This window comes from Flagellimonas sp. L-11, from assembly GCF_056857735.1.
In genome coordinates, this window is record NZ_JBSXNR010000070.1 from 1 (window position 1) to 18,633 (window position 18,633).

Here is an 18,633-nt window from a genome sequence, read left to right on the forward strand (position 1 = left end):
GCCCGAACAGTAGGAATATGTCCTCTCTCTATGAAGGTTTCAAGGATATGAACGAATGGAAGGTAAAAAGCGCGAAGGATGAAGTTCGGAAACGAATTCAAGATGTGTCATTGTCATGACAAATCTTGCTTTTGCTCCCGACGGTCGCAAAAGATGATGTGAAAATGAAGAAAGAGTTCGTCCAGTTCCGGTGCTCGGTCTACGAGAAGAAACTGCTGAAGGTCAAGGCCCGAAAGAGCGGTCTTTCCATCAGTGAGTACTGCCGACGCGCGGCCTTTGAAGACCGGATAGTGGAGCGGATGACGGACGAACAGATAGAGGCCTATAAGCTATTGGTCAAGTACCAACGAAATTTTAGGCTGATAACCAATATGTTCCGCAAGCGCAACCCCAGGTTGGCCGAGGAAACGGCGCAGCTGGCCAAAGAGATAAGACAACACCTTTTAAATTTCAGGAAATGATAGGCATGGGAAAATCCATATCGCATACATCGGCCTCCATGAGCTACGGTATGAACCAGGAGAAAGAATCGGAAATCATCCATAGCCAATATCTGGCCGGGGAGACCCCGAGGGAGATCACCGAGGAGTTCAAGGTCATCCAAGAGCAGAACGAACTGTGCCGGAAGAACACGCTTAGTTTTGTGCTCAGTCCCACCATCGAGGACGGCAGGAAACTCGAAAGGGAGCAGCTCAAGGAGATGACCGAAAGGTTCCTCAAGGAGATGAACCTCAAGCAGCACCAGGCCGTTGCCTTTGTCCATAGGGACAAAGAACATGTGCACGTCCATCTGTATGCCAACCGGATAAACTTTCAGGGCAAGGCCTATAATGACAGCTTCATCGGAAAGCGGAGCCAGCAAGTGGCGGAACGGGTGGCCAAACAGATGGACCTGACCACGGTAAGGGAAGTACAGCAGGAAAAACTTTACCGGATGAAACATGTCCGATCGGAAATACAAAAAATCCATGAAAAGGTCATGGTCAGGGACCGGCCAAGGGACTTTGACCAGTATATCAAATCGATGGAGCAGAACAATGTAAAGGTCATTCCCAGTATCAACAAGCAGAACCAATTGCAGGGCTTCCGTTTTGAGTACAAGGGAACGAACCTAAAGGGAAGCGAGGTGCACCGGTCCATGTCCATGGGCAGGATCGCCCGTCAAATGAACTTTGAAAGGAACATGGCACAGCGGATTGCCAAGGACAAGAGCATGCAGCTTTTGGGCAAGACCGTGAATGTCCCGACAAGCCTGACCCAGACCATCATAAAGAAGACCATCAAACTGGCCATCAAGGTGGTCAGGGATACTGGAATAGGAATCTAAATAAAACATCATGGCAAAACTGGATGAAATCGCGGAACTGTTGACCGAGGAAATCAACGGCTTTGAGAAGAGCATCGGCCGATTGGAAAAGGCGCATGAAAATTTGAAAGGCCTTCCATTAAGGCCAGATACCAGCGAGTTAAATGCTCTTCTAAAGGAGTACGGCAACAACCAAAAAGACAATATTAAGGAACAACAAAGACTGATGGAAAGGATTCTTCATAAAGTAGAGCGGTCCCTTCTCTTGCCCAGTTGGGCCATAAAACTTACTTGGGGGTTGTTGGTTCTTGTCCTATTGGTCATTGGATTTTCAATCCATCAGGTATCAAGGATTTCCAAGAAAGAAGAGGCAGCATTCATCAAAGGTCAGGATGATGCCATTGAACACTACGGGACATTCCTTGATGAGAGCCCACAGGCAAAGGAACTCTACCAAAAATGGTTGGAAGAAAATGGCAAAAAGTAGGACAGCGCCCTATCCTATTTTTGCTGTACGCTTATCTTCCCGAACACTGCAAAAATAGGCCAGGATCCGTGCGCTAAATTTGGAGTAAGATTTGGGAGATGACAAAATCTTAGGGTCATGATATTTTCAGTTAAAGAAATCTTTAACCAACTCAAATTCTCTAATTTTAAAGAATCAATAAAATGGAAAAAAAACCTTCATTTGTTAGCTGAATAAAAAACTATTTTTAACCTTCTAATTTTCAATGATAATTCGGAATAAGGTATGCCAAAAAACATATTAGTGATAGAGGATGAGCATAATGTTGCAATCTTTATCAAGCAAGGACTAGAAGATACCGGTTACACAACCTTATTGGCATATGATGGTAATATGGCCTTTGAACTTTTGAACCAAAACACGGTCGATTTGGTGTTACTTGATATTATCCTACCAGGAATGGATGGAAGGGAAATAGCGAGAGAGATTAAAAAAAGGGAGAGTGCGCCCCCTATACTTATGTTAACAGCTTTGGGTACTACCGAGAACATTGTACAGGGACTGGATTCCGGTGCTGATGACTATCTGGTCAAACCCTTTAAGTTTTCAGAATTGTTGGCACGAATTCGGGCTTTGACAAGAAGAAGCAATATAGACATAAAAATTGGCGGCAAAATAATTGTTCAAGATTTGGAACTGGACTCAAATACTAAAATAGTCAAGAGAGGTGGGATTGAAATCAAGCTTACCACCACAGAGTTTCGTTTGCTGGAGTTCTTGATGAAGAACAAAAATAGGGTGTCGAGCCGTGTTGACATTTTGGAAAGTGTCTGGGACATCAATTTTAATATGGCCACCAATGTCGTTGATGTATATATCAACTATTTACGGAACAAGATCGATAAAGATTTTGACAACAAATTAATCCAAACCGTCATTGGTATGGGTTATGTCATCAGGGAATAATATTTGAAGCGCTCATGCCACTAAAAACTAGAATCACAATAATATTTATCCTACTGACAGGCTTGCTCCAAATCGTGATATTCCTTTCCATTTACTTCTTTGCCAAGGAATATACAGAAAACGAGTTCTACTTAAGGCTTAGCCAAAGGGCAACTATCGCTGCCCAAGTTTATCTTGAAAAAGATGAAGTCACGATCGAAATCTATGAAGCGATCAGACTTAGGCATTTGCAGACACTTCCTGATGAAAAAGAAGTTATCTATCCTGTGGACACCGAAAGCGGTATTCCTCCAAAAGAGCTTAAAGCCAATTTTCCAAGTCAGTTCTTGCAAAAAGTATTTGAGGAGAAGTATGCGGAAACGAAGCTGGGCGACTTCTACCACACGGGTTTGCTCTATAATGATAATCAAGGGGATTTTATGGTTTTGATGTCCGCCAAGGACCTCTATGGTTCCGGAAAATTGGAAAATCTCAGGGATATTCTCGTTGTAGCCTTTCTGATAAGTATGGTCTTTATATCCATTTTGGGCCAATATTTTGCACAACAGGCGCTAAGCCCTATTTCTAAAATTATAAGGAAAGTAAACACGATAAGGGCGGAAAACTTAAACCTAAGACTCGAAAAGGTTCGTGGAAAAGGAGAGCTCTCCGACTTGACACAGACTTTCAACAATATGTTGGACAGATTGGAAACTTCTTTTGAAATGAAGAACAATTTTGTCCAAAATGCATCACATGAGCTCAAAAACCCATTGACGGCCATTATAGGACAGGCAGAGACAGCTCTTGCCAATTCCAGAAACAAGGAGGAATATATCTTGGCATTGAAAGCTATAGAAACGGAGGCAAACAGGCTTAACAACCTCCTTAATTCCCTCTTCAATTTGGCCTACACGGACCAAGACTCCAAAGGCCTCAAAATTGATATGATTCGGATTGACGAGATATTAATGGATTTAAAGTCCAACTTTGACAAAGTTATGTCCAGTCGGATCAATTACTGTTTCCAAAATCTGCCCAAAAATGCTGACGACCTTGTCTTCAAAGGAAACCAAAGTCTTATCACCATTGCGTTTATGAACATTCTGGATAATGCGCTTAAGTATTCGATGGATGGTCAGGTTGATATCGGTATCCACGTGGAAGAAGGAATCATAATGGTCAAAATAGAAGATAAAGGTATTGGAATACCTGAAAAAGATCTTAAAAGTGTATTTGAACCATTCTACAGGGGCTCCAATGCAAGAACTTTTAAAGGTTTTGGTTTTGGTCTTTCCCTTTCCGGAAAAATAGTTCGGCTTCATGGAGGTACAATGCGGATAGATTCCAAGTTGGGAATGGGTACTATTGTATATGTTGAATTGCCCAACATTTTCCTTGGTTATGAAATAGCCCGTTGAAATTTTAATCTCATTCTAATCCCTTTCTTACTTCCCTTTAATGTTCACTGGCTATTCTTGTGGTCAAAATCAAAAAACACATTATGAGAAAAGTTTTGATTCCCACAGACCTAAGTGCACAATCACTAAAAATAGCTGAAGAAGCCTTTAAAATGTACCCGGACGAAATCATCGATGTTTTATTGGTCTATCCATATCATTTGCCACTCTGGAGCTCCGAGCTTTATTGGTTCTCTCCTGTAAAAATCATCACCGAACATACGGATGAGCATTTTGCCCGAGCAAAGGACGATCTTGTGAGAAAGTATTTTAGGAACATCAGCTCTATTTATACAGAACTGTTCACAGGTGTAAACTCACTTGCTTTCGATAATTTTAGAGTCCATCATCAAATTCAAACAGCAGTGGTTCCCCAAAAAGGATTTTTGGATTTTTCACACGATGATACTTTTGACCCTGTCGATTTGATAATTAAGACGGTTCCTGAGGTCCAAAGGGTCAAAATTGAAAAGGAAGTAGATCACAATACCCAAAGACAAAAGTCTGGACTGTACAACCTTATCCAAAAGGTCTTTCGTTCTTGATTGTAATTCCATAACCAACGTCATTTTGTTGTTGTAAAAACTATCCGATGTCATTGAATGGCAAAATTTGACGTCAGCTATTCTTCTTCCATTGGGAAGTTGGGTTTTTACAATTTACTGACAGACTGACTATTCAATGGTCAAGACCAATGACAACATTGAAGATTTAATTACCATAAATATAAAAACATGAGATTGACGATTGTTCTTTTAATGATAGCAATCATAGGTGTGAAAGCACAGAATCCAGAAAAGAAAGAACAGGATAGCGTATACATCGATGAAATAGAGAAACAAGCACCAGTAAAAATACTGCATGCAGAACCACTTTATATTGACTTAATCCGGGATTTGGGAGCTAGAAAAGGTGAAAAGGAATGGAACGTGGGGTTTGGAATTACGGATAGAAGCGTATACGATGAATACGAAGCCTTGGTGGAATATGAGTGGGCGCCTTTGGACAGATTGGGCCTGGAAGTGGAATTGCCGTTTTCCATTTACCCTTCAGGGATGAATGGAAATGCCCCGTCCAGTAAACTCAATAGCCTGAAAATCGCGGGACAGTATTCTTTCTTCGTATCTGAAAAATTCAATACGAGTATGGCAATTGGATATATCCATGAGTTAGAGCTGACCGAGTTTGTAAATTATGGAACAGAACAGCTCTTCACAGGCAACGTTTACAACCCCTTTTACATTGTAGCTAAGCGCTGGGGTTCAAACTTCCATTCATTGCTATACACAGGCCCACAATTCCTTCACCATTTCTCAAATGGTTTGGTCGAAACAAATTGGCAGATCAATTCCAATTTTCACTATATGATCAGTGGAACAAGAAATTTCATTGGCATTGAATTGAACAAAAATGTTGGAACAGATTATTTCGATATGACAATTAGACCACAAATGAGACTTGGAATCATGGACAATCTTTTGATAGGGATTGTTGCAGGCGTGCCAATCAGCAGAGACAATGAAAGATTCAGCACATTTTTGAGGCTCATTTATGAGCCAGGACATAGAAAATGATTAATGTGCCGGCTTGGCTCATCTTCTCTTTTTGGGGTTTGTGAATGGAGTGAATTTTAAAGTGGAAATCAACTGTTTCAAAACTATAATCAATAAAATTCCCATATGTAAACACTGAATTTTGTGTATTGCGATTCTCCGGATGACGGATATATTGAATTTGGTCCGAGAATTTGCTAATGATGGAGGGAATCAAGGAAACGACAAGGGGTCTTTATATGGAAACCTAAACCAATTTAAAGAACAGAAGCCATGGGAAAAATGAGCAAACTTAATTTAAAGCTGATTATTTCGATACTTTTTGTATTTGTCTTGGTGCTATTTACAAATCGGCTCGACCACGGGTATTTTTCAAAAATCCTGTATGATAGTGAACAAAAGCATCTGGCGCAATACAACCTGAATGAACTTTACCGCAATTTTAGCTTAAAAAAATGCTCTCTTGATTCTTCACGCACTTCTTCAAGTACATACACCAATGGAGAAATAGAGAAGTTGCTGTTGAATATTGAAGCGATTAAATTATCTCATTTGGCATCTATGGAAATCAACAAAATAAAGGGTCATTACAACACTTTATCAAACTTGGAAGCTTCTGGTTTGAGGAATGATGAAATTCTTTTGAATAAAAGTGAATTAAAAACCCTGTTGGACCAGATTTTGGAAAAGATAGAGGGCTTGTTGGAGACCGTTCATGATGAATCAACATCACTTGTTCCGTCCAGACATTACTCAGGGGCGGGGAAGCTACTTTTGAACGTTGAGTTGATATTTATGCTGATACTTGGCTCAATAATTCAATTAATCATAATATGGAAACCAAATGAAGAATAAGTGCAGCTAAGGGGTTATTTGCCAAGGTGGAAATATTAATGCATTTTTCTGTGTTTTATTTCTAGGTTACAAATTTTGATAAGAATTCATAACCAAATGCTTTCATTCATTGTATGATTGGACTTACCACGAAAGTATCTGCATAAGGCACTAAACTTAAGGTTAAAATGATATGGCAACCTTTCAAATTTTTGGGTAAACTGAGTGCTTCCCAATTGCCATAAATTTAAGTTGAATTCACAGAACAAGTTATGGATAATAGTTTAATACAATGAGATTAAGCATTCTTTGACTTGACTTTTTCCTGGAAGCTCAACTTCTTTTTTAACAGTTGCATATCCTCACTGACTTTTCGGTTCAATATTTTCGCATAATGTTGTGTGGTTCGAAGTGATTTATGCCCCAACATTTTACTTACCGATTCAATGGAGACACCATTGGAAAGAGTTACCGTTGTCGCAAAAGTGTGTCTGGCCAAATGAGTGGTCAGGTGTTTGTTGATACCGCTAAGGTCCGCTATTTCCTTTAAATAGGCATTCATTTTTTGGTTGGTCAATACTGGTAACACCTTTTTATCTACAAGTAACGGACTGTGCTCATATTTTTCAAGAATCATCAATGCAGTGGGAAGAACGGGAATGTTACTTTTTGTTTTTGTCTTGGTACGTTTGGTGTTGATCCAAAGATCTCCGTCAATCCCTATCACAAAATCGTCATGTGTCAATTTTTTTACATCTGCATAGGCCAATCCTGTAAAACAGCAAAAAACAAAACAATCTCTTACATGCTCCAATCGTTCATTAGTAAAAGAATGGTGCATTAGTCGTTGTAGTTCTTCATCGGTTAGGAATTCCCGCTCGACCGTTTTTAATCGAGCTTTCCAATTAGCAAAAGGATCTGTTTTGATCCAACCATTCGCATAGGCAATTCGAATGATCTTTTTAAAGTTCACCACATATTTGATGGCCGTGTTATGGCTGCACTTTCTTTTCGTCTTTAGATAATATTCGAAACCGGAAATAAAGGAATGATCCACATCCACAACGGGTATATCTTTTTTTCGAAGTTCGATCTGTAAATATTCGGCCAGATGACTTTTTGCTGTTCTGTATCGTTCTGCTGTACCGGGGGCGAAATCTTTTCCTACCAGTTCATTAACTCTGTCATTGTGTTCTTGAAATATCTCCAAAAGCATTTTACTGGGCTTGTCCAATCCCAAATAGGACTCCTTAAGTGACACCGCGGTAAGTGTTTGATCTCGATCTCTCACTATCTCCGCATGTCGGTAAAGGTCAGTGCGTATTTTGCTTAAATACGAATTCAAGAGCCTTATTTCCTGGGAAAAACCTATTGCTTTGCCATACGCCGCGTCCCATATACTGGGGTGTATCTTGCGTCCAGTACTGAATTCTGAACGCTTGCCATCAATTGTAATTCTGACATAAATAGTTGACCGGCCAACACGATCTTTTTTATATTTCCTGAGATAGAATAGAAGAGAAACCATAAGAGGCACCTAATTTAACATTAAACACCTTGAAATTATGAAAAAAAATTTAAAAGGAGTTTATTGTAAATACTTGATAAACAGAATAATATAAGCGATTAGGTGCCCCTTTTTGAAGTTGCTATAGGGGGCACCGAAAGGGGCACTATTAAGTATGGTTTCAAATGATATTATTTGATATCATAAAAAATAAAAAACCCTGTAAATTATTGATTTACAGGGTTTAATGTATTGAGATGTTGTTTCTCAGCGGAGGAAGAGGGATTCGAACCCCCGGAGGTGTGACCCTCAACAGTTTTCAAGACTGCCGCATTCGACCACTCTGCCATTCCTCCTAAGCGGGTGCAAATATATAAAGCTTTTTGTTATCCCAAAAGACCTTTTTGCATTATTGTTTAAATCGGAGGGATAAAACATTTTGTACATCCCCCATTTAAAGTTTGTCAAAATCAGTATGCCGTTCAAAACAATGGTTATACCTTTGTATTATGCTAGAATGGTACCACTATTTGCTCTTGGTGGCTGTAGGTTTTGCAGTAGGATTTATAAATACCGTGGCAGGAGGTGGCTCGTTACTTTCTTTGCCGACTCTCATTTTTTTGGGATTGCCACCAGCTGTTGCCAATGGAACCAACAGAGTGGCCATAGTGGTACAGACCGCACTGGGAACGGCCGGCTTTAGAAGCAAGGGCGTTATCACCTTTCCCTTTAATATTTATCTTGGAATCTCTGCTTTTTTAGGCTCCATTATAGGTGCCTATATTGCTGTGGACATAGATGGGGAAACCTTTAATAGGATTTTGGCCATTGTAATGTTGGCCGTGGTGCTCATTATCATTTTTAAGCCAAAGATGAGAATAGGAGAAATGCAGGAACGTCTCACAGGTAAATATTTATGGGTGAGTATGATCGTATTTTTCTTTTTTGGGATCTACGGTGGTTTTATCAATGCCGGACTTGGTTTTTTAATGCTGCTATTTTTACATTATTTTAATCAGATGAATCTTGTAAGGTCCAACGCCACAAAGGTAGCCGTGGTGTTTATTTATATGCTCGCAGCCTTGGCTGTTTTTGCGTTTAACGATAAAGTAGATTGGAAACTGGGATTTGTGCTGGCCATAGGAAATGGTTCAGGGGCATGGTTTGCCAGTAGGTTCTCCGTAAAAAAGGGGGACGGATTTATTAAAACATTTTTAGTGATAGCCGTAGTTTTGATGGCCATCAAACTATGGTTTTTTTAAAATAAAATACAAGTATGCCAGGATTTGAACTTTTTGGAGACAAGGAAAGAAAAGAAGTACAGGACGTTATGGACTCCGGAGTGCTAATGCGCTACGGATTCGATGCCATGCGAAACGGACATTGGAAAACAAAGGAGTTAGAAGCCGGTTTGGCAGAAAGAATGCAGTCCAAACATGCACATGCCGTAAGTAGCGGTACTGCTGCACTAACAGTTGCTTTGGCCAGTGCAGGTGTTGGAGCGGGAGATGAGGTTATTATGCCCACTTTTACTTTTGTGGCCAGTTTCGAATCCATTCTGGCTGTGGGTGCCGTCCCCGTTTTAGTTGATATTGATGATACCCTGACCTTAAAGCCCGAAGCGGTGGAAAAGGCCATCACTTCAAAAACAAAAGTGGTAATGCCCGTGCACATGTGTGGTTCCATGGCCAATTTAGATGCCTTAAAAGCTATTTGCGACAAACACGGATTATTATTGCTCGAAGATGCCTGCCAAGCCATTGGCGCAACCTATAACGGAAAACCTTTGGGCAGTATCGGGGATTTAGGATGTTTTTCCTTTGATTATGTAAAAACCATCACTTGTGGAGAAGGTGGTGCCGTTATCACCAATAATAAGGATTATTATGAAAATGCCCACAAATATTCCGATCACGGTCACGATCATATCGGAAACAATAGGGGAGCAGAAGATCATCCGTTTTTAGGATATAATTTTCGAATCTCCGAGATGAATGCTGCCGTAGGAGTAGCTCAGCTTGCCCGTTTGGATGAGTTTATAGCCATTCAAAAAAGAAATTACACGATTTTGCGAGAAGCATTGTCAAACATATCGGAAGTTGTTTTTAGGACTGTCCCAGATGGGGGGGAAGAGAACTTTTCGTTTCTGAACTTCTTTATGCCCACGGAGGAATTGGCACAAACTGCTCATCAGGAACTCATTGAAGCTGGAGTAGATGGATGTTTTTATTGGTACGACAATAACTGGCACTACTACAAAAAATGGGAACATTTGACCCAATTGAAATCCTTGGGCAAACTACCAAAGGATGTCATTGAGTCATTACCCGATTATGACAAAGCTGATTTTTCTGAATCCGATAAATGGATGTCCAGAAATATCTCCTGCTTGATCAAATTGGGATGGTCGGAAAAAGAAGTGGCCGAACGTGCCAAAAAAATGGTGACGGCTATAAAATCTTCTATATAAACATAGGGTTACTTGCTAGGATATTGGTATTCGTTGTCGTCTTTATAAGGCGATAAGGAACAATGAATAGTTTTTATTTCGTTGGAATCCCTTTATAATGAAATCCTGAAACAAATTTTAAGAACAGCCCCAAATAGAAAAGAGCCCTGCCACTTGGGTCAAGACTCTTTTACGAGAACACTATATGAAAATGAAAAAATTACTTTCTAATTAATTACAATGTAAATGTACCCCGCAACTCCACACCAGTGAAATTATTGTTGTGAAGTCACGTTTACTTGTTGTGATATGATAGTTTTTTGTAATTATTTAGCTGCTTTTTGCATTAGAACTGTTTATTCTGAAGGATTGTAACTACTGAAGAATCTGAGTTTCTCGCTATCCCCATTCGACTGTGCCCAGGGTGACAGCTCGAAATGACCTGCGATAGCATTGGTGTGATTCGTGAAATTCGTGTCAGCCAATAAAGAACGATTTAAGAAGATTCTCCTAGCAAGCAGTTGTCATTCCGTGCGATTGCTGAGCGAAGTACAACATGGAACCCATATGGTGAAACCCTGAGACAAGTTCAGGCTGACGCTTAGAAATGAATGGGGCAATCCTTTTTTTTGATTCTTAAATCAAAATTGAGAATCTTCGCAAAGCTCAGATGACACAGAACTGAATTAGAGTAATTTGTGGAATTCGTGTCAGGCTAAAAGTTCAGGGGTAGCCTTAAATAGAAAAGAGCCCTGCCACTTGGGTCAAGACTCTTTTACGAGAACACTATATGAAAATGAAAAAATTACTTTCTTTTTTTATTACATGGTAAAACTACCACGAGTGTTCCCGTAAACGAAATTATTGTTGTGAAGTGTCCTAATTCTGTGGTTTTTTGGGAGTTTTAGTATATCCCATCGATTTATGGTACTGCTTTTACGATGTTTGACAGCACGCCATTCACATCAAAATACGGTTCCTCGGCCAAACCTGTCCTAACAACGACCAAGTCTTTGGAAGGAATAATAAATACATGTTGGCCTTCAAAACCGTTGCAAGAAAACATATCGTTAGGCACATCGGGGTACTTACCTTCGGCGTTCAGCCAAAAATGTGCCCCATAAGTGCCATCAGAGTTTATGGTGGGCTTAGTGATGTAATCTACCCAAGTAGAATCAAACAATTGTTCTCCGTTCCAATTGCCTTTATCCAAATATAGCTGTCCAAAACGGGCCCAATCGCGTGTACTGGCCCATGCATAGGAAGACCCCACGTAGTTCCCTGCAATATCAGCCTCCAAAATCATAGAGTACATTCCAATCTTATCGATCAAGGCGGAGTAGGGAAAGTTCAAATATTCTTGATGGCTTCTAAACTGTTGCCGTAGAATTCCAGATAATAGATTGGTGGTGCCCGAGGAATAGTTCCAAATCTCGGTTGGTTCAGCAACTGCTTTTTTATTACGCTGCGCCTGTGTCATATCACTGTCCAAAAACAGCATACGGGTAACATCCGAAATGCCCGTATAATCTTCATCCCATTTTAAACCACTTTGCATACGCAACAAATGGTTCAAAGTAATGTTTTTTCTTTCATCATCTTTCCATTCAGGAATAGGAGCGGGCCAATCCATTTCCAACTTGCCCTGATGTTCTAAAATCCCGTAGCAAGTGGCCAACACGCTCTTGGTCATGGACCAGCCCAAAATGGGGGTATCCTTATCAAATCCATCAATATATTTTTCGGTAATCAAATGCCCCTTGTACAAAATGAGCATAGTCCGTGTTTTTTGTGTTTCGGGCTCAGAAAATGCCATCGCCATCGCTTTGTTGATTTGATCCATATCCACTTCTGGCAGCACGGTATCTACAGGTGACGCTTGCCCGTAGGGATAGGGAATAGTATCTGGAGCTTGGTTTCTTTGTGGTTTGATGGTCAATGCGCTTGGGTCATAATCATCATTGATCAAAACCGTACCCAATCCATCGCGATGTACCGCTGTACGCTTCATCAGACCATAAACGGTTGAAGAGGCGGATTCCTCATTTTTATTTACCTCTGTCGAAGCAATCTCGATCAAAGGAGCACTATTGTCATATTGGTTCATGCTAGCCGCGGAGCGATTGGCCACAAACACACCAGAAGCCACATTTTTGGCGGCATAACCGGAAATAATATTCAATTTGGGGTAATTCAGGTAAACAACTACTCCGATAACAACAAGGAGAAGCAGTAAAACACGCTTAAGTAGTTTCATGGTATAGTATGTATTTGTAACTTTCTGCATCTAAATATAAACAATTATACATGTCCAACATCGGATTGATCATTGAGGAACGTAGTAGGGATATTGGCGACTTTTTAGTGGGAAGACTGATTCCTTTCCGTAAAAAGCGCATGATCGGCCCCTTTATTTTTATAGACCATATGGGTCCCACACAGTTAGGGCCTGAAAAGTATATGGATGTGAATCAGCATCCGCATATGGGTTTATCCACTTTGACATTTATGTTGGAGGGGGAAATTATCCACGAGGACAGTCTTGGCACCCATCAACGGATAAGACCTGGCTCCGTAAATTGGATGACGGCAGGAAAGGGAGTAACCCACACCGAAAGGACCCCACAAGACCTGCGCAATGGCAACACCTTTACCGCCCATGGTTATCAGATTTGGGTAGCCTTGCCAAAGGAACTGGAGGATATGGAACCCCAATTCCACCATATTGATGAAAAGGATATTCCCAAATGGTTAGATGCCAATACGGAATTTAAATTGGTGGCAGGAGAAGGCTATGGGAAAAAATCACCTGTGCCGGTACATTCCAACCTTTTTATGGTAGAGGTAAAAACTACAGGGGCCTATACACTCAATGTAAATGGCCAATTAAAGGGAGAAATCGGTATCTGCATTGTGGAAGGAAGCATTGAAGCTTGTGGCGAAACGGTAGGAGAAGGGAATATTTTGGTATCCAAAGTGGAGGACACCTGCAACATTAAGCTAAAACCAAATACACATTTATTGCTGTTTGGAGGCGAGCCTTTTCCCGAGGAACGTTATATTTATTGGAATTTTGTCTCCTCTAGCAAAGAAAAACTGGAACAGGCCAAAAAAGCATGGAGAGATAAAACTTTTCCAATGATGGAAAACGATGATACCTATGTTCCATTGCCCAACTAAAACCCTCAACCCCGACACCCTGACCAGCCAATGCCAAACAGACCTTTATATTTTTATTCCTTGACTGCCTTTGTGCTCATACTTTTAATGGGTTCTTGCAACAAGGAAAAGCCAAAATCAAAAGAAGCTCAACTCTATTCTAAATACTGTGCCAGTTGTCACCTACCGCCCAAGATCGATGCATTGCCCAAGAATGTTTGGAAAGAATATGTGCTCCCCGCCATGATGGAACGTATGGAAGTGGAAGGCTTGTACCAAGACAACAATGTGGCAGAATATGGTTTTCGACCCAAAATCACACTCAAAGAGTGGGCACAACTGGAAACCTATATCGTATCTAATGCCCCAGAATATTTGGAAGCTATACCCATGCCACAAACCGACACTCTCGTACAATTTAAGACCAAAACTTATTCCTTGGATGATGAAAATGGGGCTATGGTGACCTATCTGGAGTTTTTGGACAAGGATAACGAAGTATATTACGGTGACCTTTCAGGAAATTTGGGTGTTTTTAATTTTAGTGAAGAAAAATCAACCGCTATTTACCAAGGAAAGAGTCCTGTAACATGGTATAGCAAAAAGGATTCCCTAGAAATTATCAGTGAAGTGGGCATTATCCGTCCTTCTGAATTGATCAAGGGAAAAATGATTGGAAAAGTAGGTAAAGATACCCTTTCAATGAACCACGATTTTCATAGACCGGTCCATACACTTTTGGAAGACCTTAATAATGATGGTGTACATGAACTTATAGTCAGTGAATTTGGTAATGAGACAGGGCAACTGTCCTTAATGGTCAAAAATAAATCAGGAGGGTACGACAAAAAAACATTGCTCAATCTTCCGGGAGCCATTAAAACCGTGATCAAGGACATGAACCAAGATGGCAAAAAAGACATTGTGGCATTAATGACCCAAAGCAGAGAGAGTATTACCGTTTTTTATCAAACAGAAAACCTAGATTTTGAAGCAGAAAACATTCTGGAGTTTAGTCCTGTTTTTGGAACCAGTTGGTTTGAGTTTGTGGATTACAATGGTGATGGTCTGGAAGATATAATTACAGTACAAGGCGATAATGCAGACATTTCCTATGTGCACAAACCCTATCACGGTATGCGAATCTATCTCAATAATGGTAATAGTACCTATTCCGAAGCCTTCTTTTATCCCATGCACGGCGCAACGCGGGTACTCTCTCGCGATTTTGATCAAGATGGAGACCTTGATTTTGCCTTGATCAGTACATTTCCCAACTATCAAGAGTTTCCCGAGCTTACTTTTGTCTATTTGGAAAACAAGGATTCCGACAGTTTTGAATTTACCACAAACATTTTGCAAGACCCTTCTATGGCACGCTGGTTTTTAATGGATGCCTCGGATATTGATAACGATGGCGACGAGGATATTGTTTTAAGCTCCTTAACTTTAGGCTTTACTCCAGTTCCTAAAGTTTTGACCGAACGTTGGAAGAACGATAATGTGGATATTATGGTCTTGGAAAATGTATTGTATTGAAAAGGTGGACTTTTATAGCATTTCTAATTTTGATGGGGTGTTCCCAAAAGAAAGCACCTGTGGAACCACCTGCAAAATATAAATGGTACGGCCATGAAGTCACCGCATCAGCATATAATTCCGTTTTTTGGCAAACGGATAGCATCAACCCATCCGTAGCGGCGTGGGGAGACACCTTAAAACCGGGGATGAAAAGCATAGCAGTTTCACGAGATCTAATTAAAATGGGGCTCACTCATAACACCATGGTAAAAATAGATACCTTTCCCGACACATTTTATGTAAAGGACAAAATGCATTATCGCTGGCGCAACCGAATAGACATTTACATGGGAAAAGACGTTAAAAAAGCACGCGAATGGGGCAGAAAAAAATTGATTATCTGTTATGCCGTTTCCATTGATTCCATAAATACCACAAATGAAGAAAACTAGTTTAATTCTATGGGCCTTGGCCATGGTGGCATGCTCCACTCAAAAGAAAATTGTGGATATTCCCATTATTTTTGATGAACAACGGGTTGAACTGACCAAGGAATATTTATTAAACAGATATGAAATAGAGCAGGACACTCCCATAATAACCCCAAAAATGGTGGTTTTGCATTGGACAGCCATTCCATCTCTTAAAAAATCATTTGAAGCCTTTAATAGGTCTACCTTGCCCAACTGGCGTCCGGACATAGAAAACGTAAGTGGTCTTAATGTTTCTGCACATTTTTTGGTAGACCAAGATGGAACCATTTATCGTTTAATGCCCGAAACCACCATGGCGCGCCATACAATTGGTTTAAACCATTGCGCAATCGGAATAGAAAATGTTGGTGGCACAGAGGTACTTCCCTTGACCAAGCAGCAACTCAAATCCAATATTTATTTGGTCAAGTATCTAGCTTCAAAATATGATATTGATTATGTAATCGGCCACCAAGAATACACCTTGTTTGAAGATCATCCGCTCTGGCTGGAAGTGGACGATAGTTATCGTACAGAAAAAACAGATCCTGGGATGGATTTTGTGGAAAAAGTGAGAAATGCCACTAAAAAATTTAACTTTAAGCCTGTTCCAGCAAAACAGTAAAAAATGATAAAGAAATTAATGTCTTTTGCAATCTTGTTAATGTTTGCATTTTCCATGCACGCACAAGATGAATTGACCTCCAACTTGTATGAAACTTATGAGAATTACAAAGAGTCTAGCATAGGGAAACGAAGAATAAAACATGCAGATATTCAGCCCTTGATTCAAAAATTTAAGGCCAACCCAAAATTTGAAGTACAAAAAGTAGGGGAGTCCATTCAAGGTCGGGATTTGCATTTGATCAGCATTGGTTCTGGTGACAGTAATATTTTTCTGTGGTCGCAAATGCACGGGGATGAACCAACGGCTACGCAAGCCATTTTTGATATTCTGAATTTTTTGGACGCCCCCGAGTTTAATGAGGAGAAAGAAGCTATCCTATCCAAATTGAAGCTCCATTTTTTGCCCATGCTCAATCCAGATGGGGCAGAAGTGTTCACAAGACGTAATGCCTTGGGTGTGGATATTAATAGAGATGCTTTACGATTACAATCCCCAGAAAGTCAAACATTAAAAAGGCTTAGAGATAGTTTAGACGCCGATTTTGGCTTTAACCTTCATGATCAGAGCAAGTACTATAATGCAGAACGAACAGAAAAGCCTGCTACTATTTCCTATTTGGCTACCGCTTTTAATTACGAAAAGGATATCAACGAAGTACGTGCCAATGCAATGAAGGTAATTGTGTACATGAACAAGATCATACAAAACTATGCCCCTGGACAAGTGGGGCGTTACAGTGATGATTTTGAACCTCGCGCTTTCGGGGACAATATTGCCAAATGGGGCACCAGCTTAATTTTGATTGAATCAGGAGGTTACCCTGATGATCCAGAGAAGCAGGAAATCCGAAAATTGAACTATGTTTCCATTCTTTCGGCATTGTATACCATTGCAAACGAATCTTTTAAAAACATTCCCCCCGAAGATTATGAAAAAATACCTCGCAACGATCGTATGTTGTTCGATCTGAAGATAGAGAACGTGACCTACGAACTTATGGGAGACGATTACATTCTTGATCTGGGCATTTTTAATCACGAAGTAGATTTGGAAGGGCACAACCAATTTTATTACAAAAGTTCAGTCGCCGACCAAGGTGATTTATCTACCTTTTACGGATATAAAACTTTTGATGCCTATGGTTATAAAATTGTTCCACCAAAGGTGGCACAAGTTGCTCGTATTGAGAACCCGATGGATTTATTAAAAGACGGTGTGGCCTACGTTAAAACAGAAAAACCGGAAAAAAGTGCATTTGTACACTTTCCCTTGATATTAGTTAATGATGCTTTTAAGTTGAAAAGCTTTAGGCTGCAACCAGGTATCAACCCCACCTTCTTTTTGGAGAAAGAGGGCAAGCTTACGCACGCCGTGATCAATGGTTTTTTGATAGACCTCTCCAAACCGTTGGAGCAGCAGAACACAGGTAATGGACTAATCAATGGCAAATAATTATCATAAATAGCAAACTACCTCGGGACAAGCCCTAGAGGCATTGGTAGGAAAACATATTTTGATTTCGAGGCAAGTCTCGGAGCATTTAAATCTCGATTATCGAGTAAATAACCCTTTAATATATAACAATGAAGAAACAAATTTTAGTAGGATTATGCCTATTGGCAGCGCAATTTACATTCGCACAAGAACCCATCAATCTTTTTAATGGAGAAAATCTTGATGGTTGGATCAATCATGGGGAAGAAAAATGGTTTGTGGAAGACGGTTTGCTAATCTGTGAGAGTGGCCCCAAAGGCGAATACGGATATTTGTCCACAGAAAAATTCTACAAGGATTTTGAATTGACCTTGGAATTTAAACAAGAGGCCGATGGCAATAGTGGTGTTTTTATCCGCTCCACTTTTGAAGGCACTAAAGTAACAGGATGGCAAGTAGAAGTAGCCCCTCCAGGAAAGGATACAGGCGGTATTTATGAATCCTACGGTCGTGGTTGGTTGATCAAGCCCGACCCGGAAAAGGACAAAGCCCTGAAAATGGGGGAGTGGAACACTATGAAAATCCGTGTGGAAGGTTCCAAAGTCACTTCGTGGTTAAACGGAGTACAAATGGTACACTTGGATGACGAAAAAATTGGTGAAGGCGAAGGAGCCATTGCCCTGCAAATACACGATGGTGGTGGTATTCGGGTCAAGTGGCGAAACATTGAACTTGTTCCTTTGGATTAAGAAAAAAGAAAGAAGCCGTCTCATTTCACAGAATGGGGCGGTTTTTTAATTTGGTGTCTTTGACCTCTTAATTTTCCTATTTTGGTGAAGGGATAAATTTTCCAAGTGGCCCTATGCCGCTTTTTTGCGCATATTGTGGGCCAATGCGT

Annotated in this window: 18 protein-coding genes and 1 tRNA gene; 16 read left to right on the forward strand and 3 right to left on the reverse strand. The window is 40.4% G+C overall.

Annotation, left to right across the window (positions count from 1 at the left end):
- Window positions 1-164: 164 nt before the first annotated feature.
- The 8 genes from mbpA (at window position 165) to AC13CC_RS13315 (ending at window position 6,585) form a co-directional block, all read left to right on the forward strand.
- A complete protein-coding gene (gene mbpA / locus AC13CC_RS13280; protein WP_292964762.1) occupies window positions 165-461 on the forward strand; it encodes a mobilization protein MbpA in 297 nt (98 codons plus the stop codon).
- A gap of 5 nt (window positions 462-466) precedes the next feature.
- Window positions 467-1,327, forward strand: coding sequence for a relaxase/mobilization nuclease domain-containing protein (locus AC13CC_RS13285; RefSeq protein ID WP_482876334.1), 861 nt, complete (start codon window positions 467-469; stop codon window positions 1,325-1,327).
- Window positions 1,328-1,337: 10 nt separating this feature from the next.
- A complete protein-coding gene (locus AC13CC_RS13290; RefSeq protein WP_482876335.1) occupies window positions 1,338-1,793 on the forward strand; it encodes a DUF6730 family protein in 456 nt (151 codons plus the stop codon).
- A 264-nt stretch (window positions 1,794-2,057) separates the two neighbouring features.
- The gene (locus AC13CC_RS13295) at window positions 2,058-2,738 is read left to right on the forward strand and encodes a response regulator transcription factor (protein WP_349351324.1); all 681 of its coding nucleotides are present in this window, start codon (window positions 2,058-2,060) and stop codon (window positions 2,736-2,738) included.
- 14 nt (window positions 2,739-2,752) lie between these two features.
- Window positions 2,753-4,138: an ATP-binding protein gene (locus tag AC13CC_RS13300; protein ID WP_349351323.1), complete on the forward strand. Its 1,386-nt coding sequence runs from the start codon at window positions 2,753-2,755 to the stop codon at window positions 4,136-4,138.
- Between the two features lie 83 nt (window positions 4,139-4,221).
- Window positions 4,222-4,722, forward strand: a complete 501-nt coding sequence (locus AC13CC_RS13305) for a hypothetical protein (RefSeq protein ID WP_482876338.1) — start codon at window positions 4,222-4,224, stop codon at window positions 4,720-4,722.
- 189 nt (window positions 4,723-4,911) lie between these two features.
- Window positions 4,912-5,751: an HAEPLYID family protein gene (locus AC13CC_RS13310; RefSeq protein WP_482876340.1), complete on the forward strand. Its 840-nt coding sequence runs from the start codon at window positions 4,912-4,914 to the stop codon at window positions 5,749-5,751.
- A gap of 252 nt (window positions 5,752-6,003) precedes the next feature.
- Window positions 6,004-6,585, forward strand: coding sequence for a hypothetical protein (locus AC13CC_RS13315; protein ID WP_482876341.1), 582 nt, complete (start codon window positions 6,004-6,006; stop codon window positions 6,583-6,585).
- Window positions 6,586-6,862: 277 nt separating this feature from the next.
- Here AC13CC_RS13315 and AC13CC_RS13320 read toward each other — a convergent pair whose 3' ends face one another.
- Both AC13CC_RS13320 and AC13CC_RS13325 read right to left on the reverse strand, forming a co-directional pair.
- Window positions 6,863-8,092 (reverse strand): site-specific integrase, encoded by a 1,230-nt coding sequence (locus tag AC13CC_RS13320; protein ID WP_482876343.1) that lies wholly within the window; start codon window positions 8,090-8,092, stop codon window positions 6,863-6,865.
- Window positions 8,093-8,342: 250 nt separating this feature from the next.
- Window positions 8,343-8,427: transfer RNA gene (locus AC13CC_RS13325), tRNA-Ser, on the reverse strand.
- Between the two features lie 153 nt (window positions 8,428-8,580).
- Between AC13CC_RS13325 and AC13CC_RS13330 the strand changes: the two genes are divergently transcribed.
- Window positions 8,581-9,333, forward strand: a complete 753-nt coding sequence (locus AC13CC_RS13330; protein ID WP_326279471.1) for a sulfite exporter TauE/SafE family protein — start codon at window positions 8,581-8,583, stop codon at window positions 9,331-9,333.
- A 14-nt stretch (window positions 9,334-9,347) separates the two neighbouring features.
- On the forward strand, window positions 9,348-10,541 hold the full coding sequence (locus AC13CC_RS13335; RefSeq protein WP_326279472.1) for a DegT/DnrJ/EryC1/StrS family aminotransferase: 1,194 nt from the start codon (window positions 9,348-9,350) through the stop codon (window positions 10,539-10,541).
- Between the two features lie 901 nt (window positions 10,542-11,442).
- Here AC13CC_RS13335 and AC13CC_RS13340 read toward each other — a convergent pair.
- The gene (locus AC13CC_RS13340) at window positions 11,443-12,777 is read right to left on the reverse strand and encodes a serine hydrolase domain-containing protein (protein ID WP_326280397.1); all 1,335 of its coding nucleotides are present in this window, start codon (window positions 12,775-12,777) and stop codon (window positions 11,443-11,445) included.
- Window positions 12,778-12,827: 50 nt separating this feature from the next.
- Here AC13CC_RS13340 and AC13CC_RS13345 point away from each other — a divergent pair, with 50 nt between their 5' ends.
- The 6 genes from AC13CC_RS13345 (at window position 12,828) to AC13CC_RS13370 (ending at window position 18,484) form a co-directional block, all read left to right on the forward strand.
- Entirely contained in the window at window positions 12,828-13,700 is an 873-nt protein-coding gene (locus tag AC13CC_RS13345) for a pirin family protein (RefSeq protein WP_326280399.1), read from the forward strand.
- A gap of 30 nt (window positions 13,701-13,730) precedes the next feature.
- Window positions 13,731-15,218, forward strand: coding sequence for an FG-GAP repeat domain-containing protein (locus tag AC13CC_RS13350; protein WP_326280400.1), 1,488 nt, complete (start codon window positions 13,731-13,733; stop codon window positions 15,216-15,218).
- A gap of 32 nt (window positions 15,219-15,250) precedes the next feature.
- Window positions 15,251-15,652 carry a 3D domain-containing protein gene (locus tag AC13CC_RS13355; protein ID WP_326280409.1) on the forward strand — a complete coding sequence of 134 codons (402 nt, stop codon included), beginning with the start codon at window positions 15,251-15,253 and terminating at the stop codon, window positions 15,650-15,652.
- Window positions 15,639-16,298 carry a peptidoglycan recognition protein family protein gene (locus AC13CC_RS13360; protein ID WP_326280402.1) on the forward strand — a complete coding sequence of 220 codons (660 nt, stop codon included), beginning with the start codon at window positions 15,639-15,641 and terminating at the stop codon, window positions 16,296-16,298. Before AC13CC_RS13355 ends, AC13CC_RS13360 begins: the two co-directional genes overlap by 14 nt.
- 3 nt (window positions 16,299-16,301) lie before the next feature.
- Window positions 16,302-17,753, forward strand: coding sequence for a M14 family zinc carboxypeptidase (locus AC13CC_RS13365; protein ID WP_326280405.1), 1,452 nt, complete (start codon window positions 16,302-16,304; stop codon window positions 17,751-17,753).
- 131 nt (window positions 17,754-17,884) lie between these two features.
- Window positions 17,885-18,484 carry a 3-keto-disaccharide hydrolase gene (locus AC13CC_RS13370; protein ID WP_326280407.1) on the forward strand — a complete coding sequence of 200 codons (600 nt, stop codon included), beginning with the start codon at window positions 17,885-17,887 and terminating at the stop codon, window positions 18,482-18,484.
- Window positions 18,485-18,633: the final 149 nt, after the last annotated feature.